Genomic DNA, 23,122 nt, shown 5'->3' with positions numbered 1-23,122 from the left:
ATGTTTTTAGAATTAACAGAAGATAATCTTCAACAGTATTTAGCCGACCATTCGAAAGTTATGGTTCAGTATGCTGCATCATGGTGTGGTAACTGCAGAATCATGAAACCAAAGTTTAAAAAACTGGCTTCAGAAAATGAGGATGTAGCTTTCCTAATCGTTGATGCAGAGAAACTTCCGAATTCACGCAAATTCGCAAACGTTGATAATTTACCGACTTTTGCTGCATTTGAAGGTGGAAATCTGGTTGATCAGGTGCAAACCAACAAGGCTGAAGGTTTAGTAGAATTATTTAATAAAATAAAGTAATGAAGATTCCGGTTATCAGACAATTATTTCAGAATACTACTCCTGCACAACTGGAGACCACTTTAGAAGTTTTAGAAGCCTTTTGTGAGTTTAGAGGCGTGAGCGAGCACGAGGTTGATGTTGCGGGCGAAATGATTACCAACATTTGTGGCGCGCTTGAAGTACATCAAATGGTGAGTGAAGGCGCTGCTGAGAAAGACGCGCTAAATGCCTTCGGTCAGAAAGTAATGGGTTCGATTGACAGATAATTCTCTTTAATCAGGTTAATTGAAATATTAAAGCCCCCTCAGAATGTGTCTGAGAGGGCTTTATTTTTGATATTTAAGCCAGGTTACGGCCTGCATTCACAATACCGAATACCGTTCTAACGGCTAGTTTTTCTAAAGCCTGCTGAACTTTATCATCGTGATCGTGTTGCAACTTCTCTAATGCAAAATGCTGGATCAGGACTAATGGCAAAATAATTTTCTCGCGTGTGGCAATAGATTTTTTATCGACAGGATAGTTGGCCATTAATACAGGCTGACCTGATAACTTTAAGAGCATCTCTTTCGTTAACTCGAATTCATTATGTAACTGAGTCCAGAAAGCACCAAACTCTTTGTCGTTAGCCAAATGCGCCGTAATTACGAAGTCTGACTTACTCATGCTCATCATACAATTATCTACGATGGTTTTAAGGTAATCTGAGTCATCATATACTTTTACTACCTTATCCCAGTTACCTGCGTTCTCCTGGTTTTTAAGCGCAGTGCCCATTCCATAGAATCCCGGCACATTTTGCTTTAGCATACTCCAGGCTGTGACAAAACTAATGGCTCTCAGGTCCTCTAGTTTGAGTTCGCCGCCACCATTCCTCTTTACGGGTCTGCTACTTATATTAGCCTGTGAGAGTAATTTCAGTGGCGAAAGTTTTTCCAGATAACTTACGAATAACGGGTGCTCACGCAAATCCACAAAGGCCTTATAGCCGTCTTCTGCCATTTCATCAAGCAGCGACTTATTCTCAGGATCCAGAAGTACATTATGCTTTTCCTTAAGGCCGGAAGATATTCCAGCATTGATGAGCTGCTCAATGTTAAATTCGGCACTTTCTACAGACCCGTACTGAGAGCTAATGGTTTGTCCCTGAACGGTTAATTGAATATTTTTATTCGCAATTTCTTTACCCATTGAGGCATAAAAACGGTGTGTTTTTCCGCCCCCGCGTGAAGGTGGTCCTCCTCTGCCATCAAAGAATGCGAGTTGAATGTTGTGTTTTTTGGCTACTTCAGAAAGTGATGTTTTACCGTTGAAAATGGACCAGTTGGCCATCAGGTAACCTCCATCCTTTGTACTATCCGAATAACCCAGCATAATATCCTGCTTGTTGCCCCGGGTGGCCAAATGCGCTTTGTAAAAGGGGTTACTATAAAGGGTTTCCATAATTGCGGCAGCACCTTTTAGATCGTTTACTGTTTCAAACAGTGGCACAAAATCGATTGTCAGAGAATCTTTACTCCAGCCGTTCCAAAGGAACAGCTCAATCAGCTGAAGGATATCACTTGCCTGCTGGCAGTTACTGATAATAAACCTGTGGCAAGCTTTCTGACCATTGCGTTTTTGTATTCCTTTAATTTCTTTTATGGTTTGTAAGGTATCTTCAATCAGTGCATCCCCTTCTGTAGCATAAACAGGTGTTGCTTCTTTAAATGAGATCAGTTTTAGTTTCTCTGCCTCTGCTAATTCGTCATAGTCAGCCGGGTATAAAGAAGAAATGGGTTTATTCTGACGACAATAGGCATGAACGTTTCTAAGCACGCGGCTATCCTGACGAATATCAAGAGAGGCAAAATAGTTCCCATAGAGGTCTATCTTGCGGATCAAATCATTCACCAAATCAACAAACAGCCCATCATGTTCATTAAGTAAAGTATCTTTGATTTTATTCAGATTCTCTCTGAGATCTTCAGATATATCGGTTAATTCACAAGTTTGATCGAAAGCATTTTTATACAAAACATCGTGTAAGTAAGCCAGATTTTCTTCAACACCTCTGAAGGTTATTCTTCGCTTTATTACCCTAAAATCGCGATAATAGCAACGGAAAAGAATTTGGCGGAGCATCTTGGAAACTTCAAGTGTTGTTTCAGGATGAATGTTTGGATTTCCATCTCTGTCACCACCCGGCCAAAAGCCCAGTTCAAGTATTTTTTTTGTTTCTAAGTTATATTCGTCAAGGTTTTGGTCAATTTCCTCCTGAATATTCGCCGCAGCGAAATAGAAGGTATTTTCTAAAAACCAGGCCAGGTTAAGTGCTTCATCAACAGGGGTTGGCGATTTCTTATTAAAAAAAGGCGTTTTACCAAGTTGCTGTAATAATGAATTCATTGAAGTGATATCATTATCGCGAATTGCTTTAGTTAGATCAGTTATGATCGCCAAAACGCTACCAGGATAAAACTGTGTAGGATGAGCGGTTAAAACCAAACGAAGTGATAGTTCATCGATCAGCTTTTCAATTTTAGCCAACATTGGCTTATTATCGGCATTTTTTTTCAGAATGAATGCCAGCGTACTTTGCTCATCTGTGGTGTTGAGCTTAGTAAAAGATGCATCTTCAACCGCGTCGAAAAGCACTACCTGACGTTCGATATACTGAATGAATCGGAAAAGCAGATCGATAATATCCTTACGTTCCGTGTAACTTGTGAACTTGGCGAAAAACTCTTCTATAATCTGAGCAGGCTTCTGTCCGTTTGCAATACCGTCTTCACAGCTTTTGAAAAATAGGGGGAGTAAAGTTCCGGTATCCTTAATCTTATAAAACGGGAGGGTTAAAAAAAGACTATTAAAAAGTTCAAATTTCGAGATCACCTCGTTGTTGAAAATAGATTCTCGCTGTGTGGTCAAACGGAGTTTAGGCATGTTGTAAGCAATAGTTTTGTATACGGTAATACTACAAAAAATGCTTAAGGTATTAAAATTCTAAGGCTTACAATTTGGATAATTGTAGAATAAATTTTAATTTTAGAATCTTATTTGGCTACCTGGTAGCCGCTTAAGAACATTTGCAATGTTTAAGGGCATTGCATTGATTGTTAATTTTTTGGGTTAAAACAGCCGATGTAATAAAATACACCGGCTGTTTTGTTTTTTATCACTATTTATGCCTATTCTTTACGAATATTAGTGGGCATCAGTGACAATATTTGCATTCTTCTTAAATTTTTGAAGATATAATAACGGAATTGAAAACAACATAATTAACCCTGCCACCCAGTAGGCATCGCTATAGGTGAGCAACATGGTTTGTTTGATAACCGAACCTTCTATTGCTTTCATTGCCATTAATTTTGCATCAATAAATGAAGCGCCTTTGGCCATAAAACTACTTGTTAAAACATTTAATTTTTGAACAAATGCTGGATTATATTCATTTATGTTTGTGAGCAAGCTACTTCTATGGAAGCCTGAACGAATATGAATCAGGGTGGTTAATGCTGCTATACCGAAAGAACCGCCTAACTGCCTGCTCATGTTATTTAAACCAGATCCCTGACCAATTTCTGGTCCGGATAAATCCTGCATGGCCAACGTTGTTAATGGTACAAATAATAGTGCCATACCAAAACCTCTGATTACTAATGGCCAGAAAAAGTCGCCAGTACCGGAAGCCAGTGTCGAATTACTCAGCATCCAGCAGAATACGAAGAATAAAAACATTCCTCCGGTAGCCATAAATTGTGCAGGAACACCCTTTTTAAGCATTATACCGATGAACGGCATCATGGCGATGGTACAGATACCTCCAGCAATAAAAAGCTTACCCGTTTGCAGTGGCGTAAAGCCTAAAAGATTCTGTGCAAATACCGGGAACACGAAAACAGATCCGTATAGTCCAAATCCCAGAATAAATGAAGTAAACATACCGATTGAAAAGCTTCTCTTTTTCATGATCCGAAGGTTTACAATAGGAAACTCTGTTGCGGTTTCTCTCCATATAAAAAGTAATAAACCGAATATAGAAACTACGGCCAATGCAGTAATATATGGTGTGGAAAACCAGTCTTCGCTTTCTCCTTTTTCGAGCACAGTTTGCAAGCTACCTACTGCAATTGCCAGCAGGGCAATACCCCACCAATCTACAGGCTTTCCTTTTCCATCTTTTGGTGTTTCCCGAATAAATGTATAGGTACAGTAGGCGGCGAGTATTCCGACGGGAATATTCACATAGAAAATCCAGGGCCAGTCCGCAACTTCCAAAATATAACCGCCGATAGTAGGGCCAACTGTTGGTCCAACAACGGCACCAAGTCCAAATAATGCCGTAGCAATACCTACGTCTTCACGTGGCCAGGTTTCGATAAGAATTGCCTGTGCTGTTGAGATCAATCCTCCACCTGCAACCCCTTGCAAAATCCTAAACAGGATCAGTTCACTCAAAGAAGTTGCATTACCACATAGAAAGGAAACCAGCGTAAAAACAATGATGGAGGCTAAGAAATAATTTTTACGCCCGAAACGACTTCCTAACCATCCTGACATTGGCAGGATGATTACATTCGCAACGGCATAACCAGTGGATAACCAGGCGATATCCTCGAGGGTAGCACCCAGGTTTCCCTGTATCTGAGGGATTGCTACGTTTACGATCGTTGTATCAATCAGCTCCAGAAGAGAAGCCGTGATTACCGTAAATGTAATGATCCACTTTTTTAAACCTACTTCGGCCATTTTGATTTTTAGTTAGTAGAAACTGAAGCCTTAACGCTCATTCCTGGACGTAATTTTGCTAACAATTCTTTTGATGGATGAATTTTAATTTTAACCGGGATACGTTGAACAACCTTCACAAAGTTACCAGTGGCATTATCAGGAGGCAAAAGAGATCCTTTGGCACCAGTGATTGGTGAAAAGTTATAAACCTCACCCTCCACTTTTTCATCAGGATAAGCATCAACTTCTATCTCAACTTTAGATCCTTCTTTAATTTTCTCCAGCTGAGTTTCTTTAAAGTTTGCTGTTACGTATAAACTTCCATCATTAACTACTGAGAATAATGACTGGCCAGCCTGTACCAATTGTCCTTTTTGAACATTCTTTTTAGAAACCAGTCCGGTTGCAGGAGATTTAATCTCAGTATACGACAACTGGAGTTTAGCGAAATCAATATCACTCTGGCGCTGGCTGATCACATTACTGCTTACCGCTAACTGAGACTGAGTGGTACCCACCTGTTTTACAGCTGCTGTGTATTGATCTTGTGCTGCCTGATAAGCTGCCTGAGCAACTTGTTTTCCAGCTTCTGCTGCCTCTTTATTTGCTTTAGACTGATCAAATGCCTGTTGTGTAATAGAACCATCCTTAACCAGGTTTTCATAACGGTTAAAATCTTTTTGCGCAAGATTCAATTTAACAACTGCTGCCTGAACGTTTGCTCTTGCTGATTCTACGTTTGCTTTAGCTGTGCTGGTATTTGCCTGTGTAGCAACAATCTGAGATTCAGCAACCCCAACACCTGCACTTGCACCTTTTTGACCAGATTGTGCCTGCTCTAATTTGACTTTATAATCATTGTCATCAAGTTTAACCAGCACTTGTCCTTCTGTAACATGTGTATTCTCTTCGAAGTTGATGTCTTTCACATAACCGCCAACACGCGCAACTACCGGGCTGATGTCTCCATCAATCTGTGCATCATCTGTATCTACGTGTTTGCTATAATAACTCCACTCGGTGATACCAAAAATGATACCTATTACTAGTAAAACACCTAAAATGATGGGTACTACCTTACTTTTATTTTTCTTTTCAGTTGTCATTGTTGTATTTATTGCGTTATTTTTCCTGTTGATTTTAATAATGTATAATAGGCTAAACCGGCATCGGCTTTGGCTATTTCTAGATTGATTTTGGCCTGATATAATAAAGTTTCCGCGTCTATTCTATCGGTAACCGAGGCTACGTTATTTTTGTATTTGGATGCTAATAATTTATCGTTTTCTGTAGCCTGTGAAATTGAGGTTTCTAAAACCTGGATTTTGTTTACCGCCACCTGATAGGTCTGGTAGTTTTTATTGATATCTGTTTTTACCTGATCAGATAAAATATCTTTCTGCAATGTAATTTCGCTTTGCTGGATCTTCGCCTCACTTACCTTATTCTTATTGGTCCACAGGGTAGCAAAATTCCATGAAACCGTAGCACCAACGGTTACCGGTAACAAATATTGATTTACTGGCGGAACGAAACTTCCACTTGGGTTAATGTAATAAAGATTTGCTCCTACACCCACTGTAGGCAGGGTGTTTGCTTTTATGCTTTTCACATTAAACCCTGCTACTTTATTTTGTACATCAAGTTGTTTTAGCTCCTGACGATTAGCCAAGGCCATGTTGATATATTCGTTGAGTGAACCTGCTACTTTTGATTCCGCTGCCGGGTCAACAATTTTAACTTCAGTATCGTCCGGTAAACCCAATAAAATATCGAGATTATAATTAATTACCTTACGGTTGCTTTCTATATCCAACTGTGTTAGCGTTACATTGGCTTGTTGCAGTTGAAACCTAAGTACATCGTTTTTAGTTACAATACCTTGTTCGAAAAAGCGCTGTGCCTGTTTAATCTGAGCAGCTATCGACTCTAAATTCTGACCGATTACTTTTTTGCTTTGTTCAACTTTATACAATGAATAGTAGGTACTAATTATAGCATAGGTAATCTCTTCCTTGCTTTTGTCGGCATCAAGGCGAGCAACATCTGCCAACAGCTTAGTAGACTCTTTAGCGTATTTTAACTTACCGCCACCATATACCAGTTCCTGTATTGCGGCTGTTCCTACAAAAGCATCTGCTCTTTTAGGCAGATTAATTGTACTAGACCCTTCACCTAAACTAAAAGTGTTGGTTGGGATTTCGGCATGGTTATAGATGAAGCTGGCATTACCGGTTGGGAGTACGTTATCTTTTACCACTTCCAGTTTCGCTACTGCCTGGTCTATTTTATTCTGCGATAGTTTTAAATTCTTACTATTGGCTATGCCAAGTTCAATTGCCTGGTTGATATTTAGTTCCTTAATGCCTTGTGCAAATAAAGCAGCAGGTACTAATGATGCCACAAGCATTAATCTTATTGATTTGGGTATCATTTTTTTGTTGTTAAATAAACTGTTGTTAAGTCTTTGAGATAGGCAATCGCCCTGTCTTTGATCATTTTATTATCTTTTGGGTCGTTCAAATCGAAGTTGGAGCAGGGCATCACTTTGTTCGGTGAAATTACAATATTGGTGAGCGTACCCATTATAGTTGCAATAATCATGCGTCCATCGATCTGATTAAAAGTTCCGTTTTCCATTCCCTCATTAATAATCCGGTCTATCAGCTGCATGTTATGGCTCATGGCATCCTTTATTTTATCGTACATTTCAGGCCGTTGGGTTAAAGACAACTCCCTGTGCATCATTTTATGAAAAGCCGTATTTGCAAGAATCCGGTTTGCATAACCTTCAATCACTTTGTGTAATTTTTCAAGCGAGGTTATTTTATCTTCATTAATAATGCGTAACTGAGAAGAAAAGCCAGCAATTCGGTTATTCATAATCTCAATGAATACCCCTTCTTTTGAACCGAAATAATAATTAATCATTGCCATATTTGCTCCAGATTCTTTTGCAATCTGGCGAGTCGATGTGCCTTCATACCCTGTTTCACAAAACAGTTTCTCGGCAGCATCGAGAATAGCTTGTTTTTTATCTGTTTTTTCTGTTTTCATTTTTTTTGACGCCACAAAATTAATCAAACGATTGATTAATATCCAAATGTTTCACACTATCTTTTACATTATCCTGATAATTGATCACCACAAATTTTGGAACTGGTATTTAAAATTTGAGCCATGCCTTTCATTTCTAAAATAAATATTAACTTTGTCACCAAATAACAAAAACATGAGTGTACAAGAAAACAGCAGCAATAATTTTAATTGGTTATATTATGCTTTAGGTTTATTCTTTGGAGTTTTAACCGGAGCAATCATTACTCAAAACTATATCTTCGCTTTATTGGGCGGCGTATTTGGCTTACTTTCAGCTGGCTTGTTTTTAAACGCTATAGTAAAAGGCAGAAAATACTAGTTCTGCTGCTGTCTCCCTGGCAATTGAACATCCCTATTTAAAGCTTGTTAATTAATTTGCAGCAAATGAGAAATATCTTCATTGTTGTTTTCGCTCTTTTATCTTTCAATGTTAGTGCTCAGGTAGCAACTAATACGGAAATCAAATTTCCTGCTGCAGATTCAAGTCCTGCAGATATTGTATATTTTCCTTTAAATGTAACTAAGGCAAAAGCCAGTGATTTGGTTGAACCGATCATCAAGGTCATCTACTCGCGCCCGCAGAAAAAGGGACGTGATATTTTCGGCGTTTTGGAGCAATATGGAAGCGTATGGCGCTTTGGTGCGAATGAAAACACGGAGGTGCGTTTTTTCAGGAAGGTAAACATCGGAGGAAAGAGAATCAAGGCTGGTACCTATAGTTTATTTGCTATTCCTGATAAAGATAGCTGGACCATCATTTTGAATTTGCAAACGGACAAATGGGGTGCATTTACTTATGATTCCAGAAAAGATGTTGTTCGTGTTAATGTCCCGGTAAAAGCGTTACCAAAACCTATCGAATACTTTTCTATTACCTTTACAAATAGTGACAAAGGTGCCAATCTGGTAGCAGCATGGGATAAAACACAAATAGAGTTACCGATTATATTTTAGTTGGATACGATTAAATCAACAAAGGCTTCAGAAATTCTGAAGCCTTTGTTGATTTAAAACATTTACACTACATCTCCCATAAAAGGATCGGTTGTGGTTATTGCTCCGGTTTCGACTTTTCCAGCGTAACGATGTTTGAAGACAGGATTGCCGCTTTGCAGGATGCTGAAATCATACCAATGCGCACTTCCGGATAAATTTACGGGTACAGTTGAAACGGATTTAGCTTTCAAGCTGATATTCTGTTTTGCTGCCTTAAATTTATTGTCAATAATCTGAAGCGTTAGTGGCAATGTACTGTCGTTCTTAATGGTAAAAATCAGATTTCCGGTATTCTTCTTATTCACAAGGCCACTTTGTTCCGGCGATGCTTTAATCTCTATTTCTGGGTTTTTCGAATCCCCCATGAAGTGCCTGTAAAATCCATTAGGCCCTGTGATTCTAAAATCGTAAACATGATCATCAAAATCTTCAATACTGATCCTGTCTGTGATGGTATCACCTGCCTTAACTGCATAAGCCCAAGTTTTGCCGATAACTCCCTTGAAACTGGCAATTGTATTCATGGTAAAAGGGGCGCCCACCGTTTCAATCTCGTTACCAAAAGGTGTTTTAAGCGCCTTAAATGTAATTTCAAGTTGACTGTTAACTAATCTGGCATCAACAGCTAACTGATATGGCAGTGCACAGGCTGGTTTGACACCTTGTTCCTGAACTGGCGCATAAACTGAGTTCTGTTTTGAAAATGATTCAAGCGTGTTAACCTTGTTCACCTCAGTTTTATTTAATGCTACGGGACCAGTTTGAGCGGGTTTATTTTTGGCATTTATAATACTGGTTACAACATTTTCCCGCTTTAATGATTCAGGAGAAGGTACTGTTTCACCATTATATGGCCTGAATGCAGAGGTCAAATCACCACAAATATGACGGCGCCAATCACTTATGTTATTACTTTTAATGGTTTTAGCTGATTTTTTACTCAGCCACTTTTCCATAAACATCAACGATGAAGTATGGTCAAAAACCTGAGAATTGACAAATCCCCCTTTACTCCACGGAGAAGCAATTACCATGGGTACGCGGTAACCTAATCCAATCGGACTGCCTTTCTTTAATTCAAAATCAGTGGCAAAATTAATTCCATCAGATACCTTTCCGCTTGCCGGATCACCGGGATTGGGTACTACGAACGGTGGATGATGGTCGAAATAACCATCGTTTTCATCATAGGTAAGTATGAAAATGGTCTTTTTCCAAACCTCCGGATTTTTGGTTAGGATATCTAATGCCTCACTTACATACCAGGTACCATAAAGCGGGGAACTGGTATGGTCGGAAAATTTTTGTGGTGCCACCAGCCATGAAACCGCAGGTAGTTTTCCCATATCAACATCTTTCCTGAACTGATGGAAAATGTCTCCTTTTGGCAGATTTATTGTCTCTGTTTTACCTAAATCATTTTTAAAGGAGAAGGGAGCTAAGTCCAGGTAATCCTTCTCGCTAATGTTTGTTTGAAAAGCTTTGTCGATAAGATTTTTCTCCCTTTGTGAAAGTTTATCATATCTGGCCTGAACCTCTGCTGCGCTCAATGCAGGTTTGACCGTTTTATCGCCGTTTTGCCTAAAGTAAGCGGAAAGCTTCACATTGTGCCTGCTAATGTACTCTATAGGGTTATCTCCATAATTACCTAACCAGTCATCAACCTCGCCCGCCGGAAGCCTTGAAGTCCACAATTCGTTCTGGTAAATTCGCCAGTCAATTCCGTTATCTTCCAGAAGCTCCTGGAAAGTTGGCCAATCTACAAAAACATCATTTTGTGATTCAGCCTGGTCGTTGTTCACTACTGCAACTTTATTTTCACTTTTCTCCCCTCTGATTGTTCCCGTAAAAAAGAACAAACGATTGGGAGTAGTGCCAGTTAAGGAAGAGCAAAAATGTTGGTCGCAAACTGTAAATGCATCGGCGAGTTGGTAATAGAATGGGATATCATTCCGGTTATAATAGGCGAGTGTCATAGGGGTTTTCACGGGCAACCACTTATCGTATCGACCGCCATTTCTTGCCGCTACCTGATCATTCCATGAATGTGGCAATCCCCCCTGCCAGGTAATTTTTGTTTTATTAATATCAATATGAAAAGGTGCATAAGTATATCCCTGACCATCTTTTTGTAACCATACCTTGTTACCATCAGGTTGAATATGCGGGTGTGGATCATTGAACCCCCTCACCCCTTTCATTTTTCCAAACATATGGTCAAAAGAGCGGTTCTCCTGCATCAAAAACACAATGTGTTCAGCATCGTAAAATGTAGTACCAGGATCAGCATTAATGCTCATGGCCTTCAATATTGATCCAGGCAGGGTATTGGCCATTCCGGTTGTACCAGCAAATAAGGCTGCTTTTTTTAGAAATTCTCTTCTTGAGTCCATAAACAATGTATTATTACCTAAATACTTTCAAGAAGCAAAAAGTACTATATATCTGATGTAAAATTCGAAAATAACCGGTTATAACACCCGGAATACATGATGTCCCCATCACTCACCGGGACACCTTAATTTTCCTTTTTTTCAGAGAATTTCTTCACTTCCTCAAAGGTAAGTTCAGGTTCATTTGTAGTAATGTAATCAACCTGCTGTTTTAAAAGCCACTGGATTTCAGGAACTGTATTCACCGTCCAGGCATTAACAGTTAAGCCAATTTTTTTTGCGTTTTCAATCCATCCATCTTTCTGATATATGCTATAATGGTAGTCGACACCTGTTAGGTGGTCGGCTTTCATTTGCTCTGCAGAAATATCACCCTTTAGATAAGCTACTTTAGCTTTGGGAAGAACCTCAAGAACCCTTTTACAATAGTCGTAATCAAAACTAATGTATTCTGTCCAATCGATTACCCCCACTTTCTTAACCATTTCAATCGATTTATTGGTCACTTCGATTCCACGTTCTTTACTGATTAACGAGGGCTTGATTTCCAGAATGAGCTTTGTTGACCGTTGCTTCTTACCTTCTTTCAGGTAAGCTTCGAGCGTTGGTATTTTCTCTCCGTTACTCATCGTTTTGGTTAGCAACTCCTCATATTTAACTTTTTCAATCGTTAAGCCCTGAAATTCAGGATCATGATTAACAACTAGTATTCCATCTGCAGTCATCCAAACATCGAACTCTGATCCGTAACAGCCCAGCCTTACTGCTTCATTTAGCGAAGCAATAGAATTTTGCGGAAAATTGTTTTTTTTCCATGCTCCCCGGTGAGCAATAACCTGATTTTTGTTCCAGCTAAATTTCTGAGCAAAAGATGTAGTGAAAATGAATACCATTAGGGTAAAAATAAATGCTTGTTTCATCGTGTTAGATATTTATAAAAAAATCAAAAGTATGCCTTTATCATAACACTCGTTTAAAATCCATGTAACCTTTGTATTAACTAAAATTAAAGGAATAACTTGACAGACCCGAACGATTTTAAGAAAAAATATAAAGCGCTTAAAAATGATCTCTTTTAATTGAGGCGAACAATTTTTACATTTACGGTGATATGGTGAGTAATAATTACAATGAGTTACTAAAAAAAATAGATGAATTCATCCGTAAATTCTATCTGAACCAGATATTGAGGGGGAGTATTTATACATCAACCATTTTGTTGGCGGTATACATCGTTATTTTTTTAAGTAATTATTACTTCCACCCTTCAATTGTTTCCAAAACCTTTGTTTTCTATGCTTACCTGTTTCTGGGCGTAACGTTAATTTATTTTCTTATTCTTAAACCGGCTTTATCAATGCTTAAGCTGGGCCAACACCTGAGTTTTGATGAAGCATCAATCATTATTGGTAATCATTTCTCGGATATTAAAGATAAATTACTCAATACCCTTCAGCTACAGCGGCTTGCCGATAGCAAACCTGAGCAAAGCCAGCTCATTTTAGCTAGTATTGATCAGAAAATTCTGGAACTGCAACCTGTTCCATTTTACACTGCCGTAAGCATTAACGATAATAGAAAATATTTAAAATATCTTTTAATCCCAGTTTCAATTATCCTCCTAACCGGAATAATTGCCCCGGCAATATTGCGAGAAGGAACGAATAGTTTTTTTAAATACGATGAATATATCAGTCCAAAGGTACCATTTGAATTTATTATACTAAACAAAAGCTTAACTGCCACTCAGGGGGATGATTTAATCATCAATTTAAAACTTGATGGTGATAACTTTCCGGCAGAAATTTATGTTGAAGACGGAAAAAACACTTACAAGCTTGAAAAAGAAGGTATTAGTAAGTTTAACTACGCTTTAAAAAATATCCAGGAGGATAAAAAACTGATTTTTAAAGGTGGCGGTTTCAGTTCGTCATTTTTTACAGTGACTGTTAAACCACGTCCGGAACTTCTAAGCACAACTGCAACGCTATCTTACCCAACCTATCTGGGCAAACACACTGAAGATATTGCTAATGTTGGCGATATGTTACTACCAGAAGGAACAAAAGTAACCTGGCATTTTAAAACACAAAAGAGCGACGCTATTTTGTTTGTATTGAATGGAAAGGTGTTTGATCTTCCCCTCCATTCGAACGCAACAGGTTTTGTTTCCAGGATAATGGAAAACAGTAATTATAGTATTACCCCCATAAATAGTTATGTAGCCAACAGAGATTCACTATCCCATCGGATTACGATCATCAAAGATCAATCTCCCGCAATAATTGTAGAGGAGAAACCGGACTCAACAACTAATAAAACACTTTATTTTAGCGGGCAGGTAACAGACGATTATGGATTCAGCCGTTTAAGTTTTAAATACAATGTTAAAGAGCACAACAAAGTTGTTAAAACGGTTACACAAAATATTCCAATTAAGCCTAATGCCACTGAAAATTTGTTTTTTCATTTTTGGGATTTAAAAAGCATCATGGCTAAACCTGGCCAGGAGATAGAATACTATTTTGAAGTAGCAGATAATGATGGCGTAAATGGTTCAAAAATTACAAGATCTGAAATCAAAACCTTTAAACAGCCAACTAAAAAGGAAACCAACGATCAGATCAATGCAGATAATCAGGCTTTGAAACAGAAAATGCAATCTGCAATACGGCTGGCAAATACCATTGAGAAAGAAAGTAAAAAAGTAGCAGAAAGCCTGATAGATAAAAAACAAATTTCCTTTGAGGACAAAAAACAGATAGAATCGCTTTTAGATAAACAAAAGCAGCTGGATGAAGCTGTGAAAGAAATTAAAGCGCAGAACGACAAAAACATTCAGAATCAGGAAGATCAACAACAAACGCAGGAACTTTTAGAAAAGCAGAAACAGATCAAAGACCTTTTCGACAACGTGCTGGATGAAAAAACCAAAGAATTGCTACAGAAACTTCAAAATCTGATTAATGAAAAAAATAAAGATCAGACTCAGAATGAACTATCGAAAATGCAGCTGGATAATAAAACGCTTAAAAATGAGCTGGATAGAATCCTTGAGCTTTATAAACAACTTGATTTTGAACAAAACCTGCAAAATGATATTAACCGATTGAATGACCTTGCCAAAGAACAAAAAGATCTGGCGCAACAAACAACCGACAAAAAACAGGATAATGAGTCTCTAAAAAAGAAACAGGACGAACTGAACAGGGAAATGAACGACCTGAAAGAGGATTTAAAGAAGTTGGAAGAGAAGAACCAGGCGCTTGAACGCCCCAATCCTTTTGAAAATCCCGAAAAGGATATTCAGGATATTCAGAAAGAACAGCAGGACAGTAAGGGATCACTGGACAAGAAAGATCATAAATCCGCCAGCCAAAAACAGCAGAAAGCTGGTGAGCAAATGGAAAAACTATCCAAGAAGATGAGTGATATGCAGCAGCAGGGAGAAGAAATGGAAAATAACCTGAATGCCAAAGAACTGAGAAGATTGCTTGAAAACCTGTTGAACACTTCGTTTGAGCAGGAAAAAGTAATGCTGAACCTAAAAACGATGACAGCCACCGACCCTGCATATACTTCAAATGTGCAGAAACAGCGAAATTTAAAAGAAAATTTAAAAACCATTGCTGATAGTTTATATGCATTAAGCAAACGCGTTCCCCAGATAGAATCGACAGTTAATGAAGAAATGAACAAAATTAACTTCAACCTCGATAAAAGTCTGGAAAGTTTAGGTGATCGTAAAACAGCCGAAGCTAACCGCTATCAGCAATTTACCATGACTTCGATTAACAACCTGAGTTTAATGTTAAGCGAAGCATTGAACCAATTGCAAAACATGAAGAAAAACAGTAAAAGCGGAAGTGGAAAGAAGCAGAAACAGGGAATGAAGCAGCTGTCGCAAATGCAGGAGCAATTGAACAAGGGTATGCAACAGGCACGCGAAAAGATGCAGAAGCAAGGTGGAAACCAGGGAACGGTAGGAAAAGGAGAAATGAGCCAGGAATTTGGTAAAATGGCACAGCAACAGCAAATGATTCGACAGGCCCTTGAAAAGATAAACAGAGAGGATAACAAAGACGGTTCAGGCAAAATGGGCAATCTTAACGAAGCCATAAAAGAAATGAAGCAAACAGAAAGCGACTTAGTTAATAAACGACTGCAACAGGAAACGCTTAACCGACAAAAGGATCTTTTAACCAAACTACTGGAAGCTGAAAAAGCTGAACGTGACCAGGAGGAAGACTCAAAACGCGAAAGTAAAGCAGCTCAGCAGTTCCCTCCATCCTATCAGAAAATGCTTGATGACTTCAAAAGACAACAACAAAACGGTAATGACATGTTGCAGAAAGTACCACCAACATTGAATTATTATTATAAAAACAAAGTTTCTCAGTACCTCAAATCACTAAACATCAACCGGTAAAAACCGGTTAAAAAATAGCCATTACCTATCTAACAAAGTTAATTTCCCATAATACTGGAAAACGAAAGGTCTGCGTACTTGGCTGAACCTGCGGGAAATAAAAAAATCCATATGAACATCTGTGGAAATGGTCAGCTGTCTGTCCGTTTTAACTGTAGAGGACAGCCCATCCGTGGCAGCTTTTCAACAGGGGCTTGGGAGGGAATCTAAAGGGGGTTAGCAGGGATTTGCCCCTACTAACCCCCTATCAATCTCCTGTTAATCCCCTATCAACCCCCTGTTAATTGTAACCTAATATTTTTTTTATTTTTTTCATAAAAAAGAAGTTTATAACTCGGTTAATACACGGAGAACATTAGAAAGTAATTCAAAAAATGCAGTAATTACGCTCTTGACATCATTGATGAAAGATGATGGTTGACCAAAAATTGTTTTCAAATCAATTGCTGACTTATATTTTCTAAATTTGCCACATAAAGAACTTACTATGCCTGCTATTTCATTTTTCAACGAGTCTGTGTCTTACAAGCTTCCTAATAAGCTTAAACTGAAGAAATGGATTAAAAGTACAATTGAAAAGGAAGGCTACAATCTTGAACAATTAAATTTCATATTCTGCAGTGATGAATACCTGCTTGGCATCAACCAGCAGTTCCTCAACCACGATACCTACACTGATATTATCACATTTGATAATTCAGAAGTAGAAAAACTAATCATTGGCGACATCTTTATCAGTATAGAGCGTGTGAAAGAAAACGCTAAAATCTATAAAACTAATGATTTTGATGAGGTATGCCGAATTATTATACATGGCACCTTGCACTTACTTGGTTATAAAGACAAGGGCAAAATTGCGAAAACACTCATGACTGATAAAGAAAATGAATATCTCGCAATGCGTGAGCTTTAGAAACTGAGAATAAAATATCCCTAATACTTCCATCATCAGGACATGGCTCCGGGATAATCTGGATCATGGTTCCGTGTTATCGCCACATGTAGCGCTGAACATAGTTTAGTATCATCACTTTGGTATGAAATAACCGTGGATAATTTCGATAAACACATTTATAACTGGCGTTCGTAGTAAAGCAATGTCAGTTCGTCGATATTAAGCCTTTGGTGGTATAATAACTGCTGCTCTACTATAACATTTATTGAACTTGATAGTCTTATATATATACTTTAAGAGATACAGAACTCAGTATGAATATTTGAATACCCGGTTCATCAAGATAAAAGTTTAGTTTTAGTTAATGATAGAAGCAGTGGCGGAGCGATTCCTGCCACTGTTTTCGTTTCCAGCAATATAGTAAACAAAGAATTTAATGTAAGTAATTGTTAAGCATGCCAGGATTTTGTATTACTGACAATTATTACTGCTGAGTAAAATATGTTGTCCGACATCTATACATCACTAAGTTCCAAATATATTATCCGTACTTTTGCTCTAATTTTTCTTTGCAAATCTGAAACACAAATTACATTGAGCACTTTAATTGCGGCAGAAAGCCTGGGTCATGGTTATCATGATGAATGGCTATTTAAAAACTTAACTCTTGGAATCAATTCGGGGCAGCGCGTTGCGTTGGTTGGAATTAATGGTGCAGGAAAGAGCACACTCCTAAAACTACTGGCAGAAAGATTTCCTCCGCTTGAAGGAAAAATTGTAAAAAACAAATCTGTTAAAATTGGATTTCTCGATCAGGAGCCCCAGTTTAATGAAGGATATTCTATTAGTGATTTTATTTTCTCATTGGAAAACAAGCAGCAACAGCTGATTAAAGAATATGAAGAACTAGTTGAGCAAGAGCATCCTGATGATAAAGCACTCAATAGGTTATATGAAGAATTAAGCGAACATAATGCCTGGGAATATGAACATGAGATTAAGACTATCCTTAACCGAATGGGCATTACCCATCTTCAACAAAAGATCGATACACTTTCCGGCGGCCAGCGAAAAAGGCTCGCTCTGGCCAAGCTACTTATTGAAGATCCTGAAATCCTCGTATTGGATGAACCTACCAACCATCTTGATATTGATACTATAGAATGGCTGGAAAAATTGCTGACTACTGGTCAGAAAACCATACTACTGGTTACCCACGACCGATATTTTTTAGATAATGTATGTAATACCATTGTTGAGTTAGATGGCGGAAAGATCTTCAACTACAATGGAAACTATGCTTATTTTCTTGAGAAAAAAGCTGAAAGGGAAGCATTAGATTCAACGGTCCTTCATAAAAATCAAAAGTTACTCAAGAAAGAACTGGAATGGATGAGGAGAATGCCTCAGGCCAGAGCAACGAAATCGCAAGCGAGGATTGATGCCTTTTACGATCTGGAGGAAAAAACCAAGAAAAAATCAGATACAGGGAGCATTACCCTGAAAATGAAAATGTCACGTCAGGGTGGCAAGATTATCGAATTGGATCACATTAAAAAGGGATTCGATGGTCGTGAAATTATCAACGATTTCAGCTATACTTTTAAAAAAGGTGACCGTATTGGATTAGCTGGTAAAAATGGTACTGGTAAATCTACCCTGTTAAATATAATCACCAGTAACCTCAGCCCAGACTCAGGAACTGTAGATACCGGAGAAACGACGGTTTTTGGATATTACAAACAAGGGGGGTTAACATTCGATCCGAAAGAACGTGTTATCGATGTTGTTAAATCAGACGCCGAATATATTAAAATGGCTGATGGCTCAGTAATCACTGCTTCTGCCCTACTTACACTTTTTTTATTCCCGCCAAAGAAACAACACGGCATGGTAGAAAAATTAAGTGGTGGAGAGAAGAAGCGTTTGAATCTCATGAAAGTACTGATGCAGAATCCAAACTTTTTAATACTGGATGAGCCTACCAACGACCTGGATATTGACACCCTAAATGTACTGGAAGAGTTCCTCGAAAACTTCCCAGGCATTTTGATGTTGGTATCGCACGATCGGTATCTGCTAGATAAGATGAGTGAGCAGTTATTCATTATGGAGGGAGAAGGCGTAGTTAAAGTATATAACGGTAATTATTCAGAGTACCGTTTAAGCTTAGATCAACCAAAAGTAAAAACCGATACCAAAAAGGCTCCTCCCACGGTTGTGGAATCGGCCCCTATCAAGGCTGTAAAAAAGCTAAGTTTTAAAGAGCAAAAAGAATTGGATGAATGTGAAAAAGGAATATCTGATACAGAAAACAGCATTACCAAATTAAATGAATCACTCTTAAAAATTGATGCTACTGACTATATTAAAATTCAGGAGGTTTCTGACGAAATAGAAAAATTAAAATTCAAGCTTGATGATTACACTATGCGCTGGCTGGAACTTTCTGAATAAACAATCTTAACGATGTTTTCACGTTATGTTTCACGTGGAACATTAGTAAGATAATCATTCTTAAATATCTTAAAGTAAATAATAAAAACAACATGTTCCACGTGGAACATCTAAGAAATAAAAATAAAATGTTTTCAAAATACGATTTGATTGTTGTTGGTGCCGGGCATGCAGGCTGTGAAGCTGCTGCTGCTGCCGCCAACCTTGGATCATCAGTTTTACTCATTACAATGAATATGGGGGTGATTGCCCAGATGAGTTGTAACCCTGCAATGGGAGGTGTGGCTAAGGGACAAATAGTGCGCGAGGTCGATGCCATGGGCGGCTATTCGGGAATAATATCTGACAAATCGACCATTCAGTTTAGAATGCTAAACAAATCTAAAGGACCCGCCATGTGGAGTCCGCGGGCGCAGATAGACAGAATGCGCTTTGCCGAAGAATGGAGATTAGCATTAGAAAGAACACCTAACGTAGACATTTGGCAAGACAATGTAATAGGACTTTTAGTCAAGGATAATACCGTTTACGGTGTTAAAACATCCCTTGGAATTGAAGTGGAAAGTACGGCGGTAGTATTAACCAACGGAACGTTTCTGAACGGAGTAATGCATATTGGTGAGAAAAAATTCGGTGGAGGAAGAACAGCCGAAAGGGCATCCACAGGAATCACCGAACAATTGGTAGAGTTAGGTATGGAATCTGGAAGGATGAAAACCGGAACTCCTCCCCGCGTTGATGGCAGAAGCTTGGATTACACTAAAATGGAAGAACAGTGGGGAGATGAAAACCCTGGTAAATTTTCTTTTACCGATACAGAAGTTTCAAAAGATCAAAGGTGTTGCTGGATTACTTATACCAATGATGAAGTACATGAAACTTTGAAAGAGGGATTTGAAAAATCACCGATGTTTACAGGTCGAATAAAAGGACTCGGCCCCAGGTATTGTCCTTCCATCGAAGATAAGATCAATAGATTTGCAGAAAGAAACAGACATCAGATTTTTGTTGAACCCGAAGGATGGAACACCTGCGAAATCTATGTAAATGGATTCTCCACCTCCCTACCCGAGGATATACAATTCAAAGCCCTACGGTTAATCCCAGGTTTCGAAAATGCAAAAATGTTTAGACCAGGCTATGCCATCGAATATGATTTCTTTCCTCCTACCCAGCTGTCTTTAACATTGGAAACGAAATTAATCAGCAATCTTTTTCTTGCCGGCCAGATCAATGGAACAACGGGTTATGAAGAAGCGGCCTGCCAGGGCTTTATGGCTGGTATAAATGCGCATCAAAAAATAACCGATAAACATGAACTGATTATGAAAAGATCGGAAAGTTATATCGGTGTATTGATTGATGATCTGGTTACAAAAGGAACAGAAGAGCCTTATAGAATGTTTACCTCCAGGGCAGAGCACCGACTTTTATTAAGACAAGACAATGCAGATATACGCCTTACTCCTATCGGACATGAACTTGGATTAATATCGGACGAGAGATTAGATAAGGTTAACAAAAAAATTGCCAATGCAGATGCATTGGTTAAATTTACCAGAAATCAGGGTATTGACATGAACGATGCAAATCCGATGCTCGAGCAACTTGGTTCCAGCGTACTTGCCCAGAACGTTAAAATCCACAGTCTGGTTGGAAGGCCACATGTGGGTTTAAACGACCTGATTAAAGTGAGCGAACCATTATCCAAAGCTACGAAAACACTCGACACAGAAACCATTGAACAGGCAGAAATCAAAATAAAATACGAAAGCTATTTTGAAAAGGAAAATGAAATTGTAGCCAAAATGCAAAAAATGGAAGACAGGGAAATAAATCCTGATTTTGACTATAATAAAATCGTATCGCTTTCAAAAGAGGCACGGGAGAAGTTATTCAAGATCAAACCTCGTACACTTGGTCAGGCTTCAAGAATTTCAGGTGTTTCACCATCAGATATATCGGTTTTAATGGTATATATAACTAAGTAATTGAAAACCAGTTACTTAATGTATTAAAAATTAACTTTAAATAAAGCGATATAAGCGATAAAAAACTTTTTTTAATATTATTACTCCAAAAACATTGAAAATCTGTTAGATCGATTAAAACATGTCAAATTTAAAAAGTCAGTATTATAACCTTAAAAATTTTGCAGTGCTTACCGCATCACTCCTGTTTTTTGGATGTGCCAGTATCCAAAGTCCGCAAGGTGGACCGAAAGATACCAAGCCGCCAAAAATTTTAAGTATGACACCCAAAAATCAGACAAGAAATTTTACAGCTAAAAAAATTCTAATCGAATTTGACGAATATTTCAATATCAAAGATGAGTATAAGGAATTTTCAATTTCTCCAGATCAGGAAACTGCACCAATTTTAAAGAAGCGGCAAAAAAGACTGGAGATTACTATTCAGGATTCACTTGAAAAAAACACCACCTATACTTTAAATTTTGGAAAATCAATTGCCGATGTTAATGAAGGCAATGTGGTTAAAAACTTATCTTATGTTTTCTCTACAGGACCAGAGATTGATTCACTTTCGGTATCTGGAAAAGTAATTAGTGCATTGACCGCAGAAGCAGAAAAGGACGTTACCGTATTTATCATACCCGTTGAGCGTGACAGCATATTTGGTAAGAAACGTCCATCAATATACACTACAACTGATAGTGCCGGAAACTATAAACTCAATAACCTTAGAAAAGGATCTTATAAGCTATATGCTTTAAAAGAAAACAGCGGTGGAGGCGATAAAATATATCAGCAAGTCAGTGATGAAATAGGCTTTATCAAGGAGCCAATTGTGATAGATAAAAACCTTGAAAACCAGAATCTGAAAACTTTTAAAGAGCTTGCAACTGATTTCAGAATAACCGAACGTAAACTTAATAGCGACGGTAGTATACTGATGACATTTAACCAGGAACTGAAAAGTCCGAAATTGAATGTGGTAGCACCCACTAATCTAGATGCAGGGAAATACGTACACTTTAATAAAACCAACGATACGGCTAAAGTATGGTTAAATGATTTGAGTTTTGATTCAGTAAGAATTGAAGTACAAGATCAGGGAAAAGTATTACAAAATGTAAATATCACCAGAGGAAAAAAGGATACCTATACACGGGATTTAACTTTAAACGATAATACTGCAGGTAATAAATTAAATCCTTACCAACGGTACACCTTATCATTTCCATTTCCGATCACAGGCGCAGATCCATCAAAGATAATACTTCTGGAAGACTCAGTTAAAAGAGATAATTTTAAACTAGTTAAAGACAGCGTAGACTTTCTTAAATACTATCTGACCTACCCCTGGAAAAACAAAAAAACATACGATATAAAGTTTGCTCCAGGTGCATTTACAGCAATATTCAATACAAAAAATAAAGAAATAAGTAAACGATTTACCTTAGAAACCACTGATAGTTATGGGACTCTGGGACTAAAAGTAGAGGTTCCTGATACTACAAGAGCTTATATCGTTCAATTTATTGACGAAAAAAAGAATGTTATTAAATCAACCGCAATCAGGCAAAATATGACCATCAATTTTGCGAATTATCCGGCAGGAAAATATTTTATCAGGGTAGTTTATGACGATAATAAAAATGGCATCTGGGATACAGGAAATATAAAGAATGGAACACAGCCAGAAAAAATATGGTATTCCAATACTGAAATGTCATTAAGGGCTAACTGGGAAAGAGAAGAAAAACTGCTAATTCCAGTAACCCCACCCGAAGTACAGGAAACCAGTATTTTTGAAAAAAAACCAGAAAACAAACCAAATAACGGTTTAAGTGAACCACCTGCGGGTTTAAAAAACAACTGATGC

General features: G+C 38.1%; 16 protein-coding genes. 9 read left to right on the top strand and 7 right to left on the bottom strand.

What is annotated here, in order from left to right:
- Together R2Q80_RS08460 and R2Q80_RS08455 are read left to right on the top strand one after the other, a co-directional pair.
- Entirely contained in the window at positions 1–309 is a 309-nt protein-coding gene (locus tag R2Q80_RS08460) for a thioredoxin family protein (protein WP_047799682.1), read from the top strand.
- On the top strand, positions 309–557 hold the full coding sequence (locus R2Q80_RS08455) for a DUF6952 family protein (protein WP_010599336.1): 249 nt from the start codon (positions 309–311) through the stop codon (positions 555–557). The genes R2Q80_RS08460 and R2Q80_RS08455 overlap by 1 nt, the downstream gene beginning before the upstream one ends.
- Positions 558–630: 73 nt before the next feature.
- Here the strand turns inward: R2Q80_RS08455 and R2Q80_RS08450 are convergent, their stop codons facing one another.
- From R2Q80_RS08450 to R2Q80_RS08430, 5 genes are all read right to left on the bottom strand, one after another.
- Complete coding sequence (locus tag R2Q80_RS08450) at positions 631–3,216, bottom strand: phosphoenolpyruvate carboxylase (protein ID WP_316799175.1); 2,586 nt, start codon at positions 3,214–3,216, stop codon at positions 631–633.
- Between the two features lie 261 nt (positions 3,217–3,477).
- Complete coding sequence (locus R2Q80_RS08445; RefSeq protein ID WP_316799174.1) at positions 3,478–5,025, bottom strand: DHA2 family efflux MFS transporter permease subunit; 1,548 nt, start codon at positions 5,023–5,025, stop codon at positions 3,478–3,480.
- 8 nt (positions 5,026–5,033) lie between these two features.
- Positions 5,034–6,113 carry an HlyD family secretion protein gene (locus R2Q80_RS08440; protein WP_316799173.1) on the bottom strand — a complete coding sequence of 360 codons (1,080 nt, stop codon included), beginning with the start codon at positions 6,111–6,113 and terminating at the stop codon, positions 5,034–5,036.
- Positions 6,114–6,121: 8 nt separating this feature from the next.
- On the bottom strand, positions 6,122–7,441 hold the full coding sequence (locus R2Q80_RS08435) for a TolC family protein (protein WP_316799172.1): 1,320 nt from the start codon (positions 7,439–7,441) through the stop codon (positions 6,122–6,124).
- Positions 7,438–8,064, bottom strand: a complete 627-nt coding sequence (locus R2Q80_RS08430; protein WP_316799171.1) for a TetR/AcrR family transcriptional regulator — start codon at positions 8,062–8,064, stop codon at positions 7,438–7,440. The genes R2Q80_RS08435 and R2Q80_RS08430 overlap by 4 nt, the downstream gene beginning before the upstream one ends.
- A 175-nt stretch (positions 8,065–8,239) precedes the next feature.
- Here R2Q80_RS08430 and R2Q80_RS08425 point away from each other — a divergent pair, with 175 nt between their 5' ends.
- Both R2Q80_RS08425 and R2Q80_RS08420 read left to right on the top strand, forming a co-directional pair.
- Positions 8,240–8,425, top strand: a complete 186-nt coding sequence (locus R2Q80_RS08425; RefSeq protein ID WP_047799688.1) for a hypothetical protein — start codon at positions 8,240–8,242, stop codon at positions 8,423–8,425.
- 65 nt (positions 8,426–8,490) lie between these two features.
- Positions 8,491–9,060: a DUF2911 domain-containing protein gene (locus R2Q80_RS08420; RefSeq protein WP_316799170.1), complete on the top strand. Its 570-nt coding sequence runs from the start codon at positions 8,491–8,493 to the stop codon at positions 9,058–9,060.
- A gap of 62 nt (positions 9,061–9,122) precedes the next feature.
- Here R2Q80_RS08420 and R2Q80_RS08415 read toward each other — a convergent pair whose 3' ends face one another.
- Entirely contained in the window at positions 9,123–11,495 is a 2,373-nt protein-coding gene (locus R2Q80_RS08415) for a phosphocholine-specific phospholipase C (protein ID WP_316799169.1), read from the bottom strand.
- A 125-nt stretch (positions 11,496–11,620) separates the two neighbouring features.
- Positions 11,621–12,415: a glycerophosphodiester phosphodiesterase gene (locus R2Q80_RS08410; RefSeq protein WP_316799168.1), complete on the bottom strand. Its 795-nt coding sequence runs from the start codon at positions 12,413–12,415 to the stop codon at positions 11,621–11,623.
- 191 nt (positions 12,416–12,606) lie between these two features.
- On the opposite strand from R2Q80_RS08410, the gene R2Q80_RS08405 reads away from it, so the two are divergent.
- The 5 genes from R2Q80_RS08405 (at position 12,607) to R2Q80_RS08385 (ending at position 23,119) form a co-directional block, all read left to right on the top strand.
- Positions 12,607–15,924 carry a DUF4175 family protein gene (locus tag R2Q80_RS08405; protein ID WP_316799167.1) on the top strand — a complete coding sequence of 1,106 codons (3,318 nt, stop codon included), beginning with the start codon at positions 12,607–12,609 and terminating at the stop codon, positions 15,922–15,924.
- A gap of 487 nt (positions 15,925–16,411) precedes the next feature.
- Entirely contained in the window at positions 16,412–16,837 is a 426-nt protein-coding gene (gene ybeY, locus R2Q80_RS08400) for an rRNA maturation RNase YbeY (RefSeq protein ID WP_316799166.1), read from the top strand.
- Between the two features lie 576 nt (positions 16,838–17,413).
- A complete protein-coding gene (locus R2Q80_RS08395; RefSeq protein WP_316799165.1) occupies positions 17,414–19,276 on the top strand; it encodes an ABC-F family ATP-binding cassette domain-containing protein in 1,863 nt (620 codons plus the stop codon).
- Positions 19,277–19,404: 128 nt separating this feature from the next.
- On the top strand, positions 19,405–21,267 hold the full coding sequence (gene mnmG, locus R2Q80_RS08390) for a tRNA uridine-5-carboxymethylaminomethyl(34) synthesis enzyme MnmG (protein ID WP_316799164.1): 1,863 nt from the start codon (positions 19,405–19,407) through the stop codon (positions 21,265–21,267).
- 121 nt (positions 21,268–21,388) lie between these two features.
- Positions 21,389–23,119 (top strand): Ig-like domain-containing protein, encoded by a 1,731-nt coding sequence (locus R2Q80_RS08385; protein ID WP_316799163.1) that lies wholly within the window; start codon positions 21,389–21,391, stop codon positions 23,117–23,119.
- The last annotated feature ends 3 nt before the right edge of the window (positions 23,120–23,122 follow it).

Source organism: Pedobacter frigidisoli (assembly GCF_032678525.1).
Lineage (GTDB): Bacteria > Bacteroidota > Bacteroidia > Sphingobacteriales > Sphingobacteriaceae > Pedobacter > Pedobacter frigidisoli_A.
Note: the sequence above shows the minus strand (reverse complement) of the source record. Positions and strands in the feature narration are given on the sequence as shown.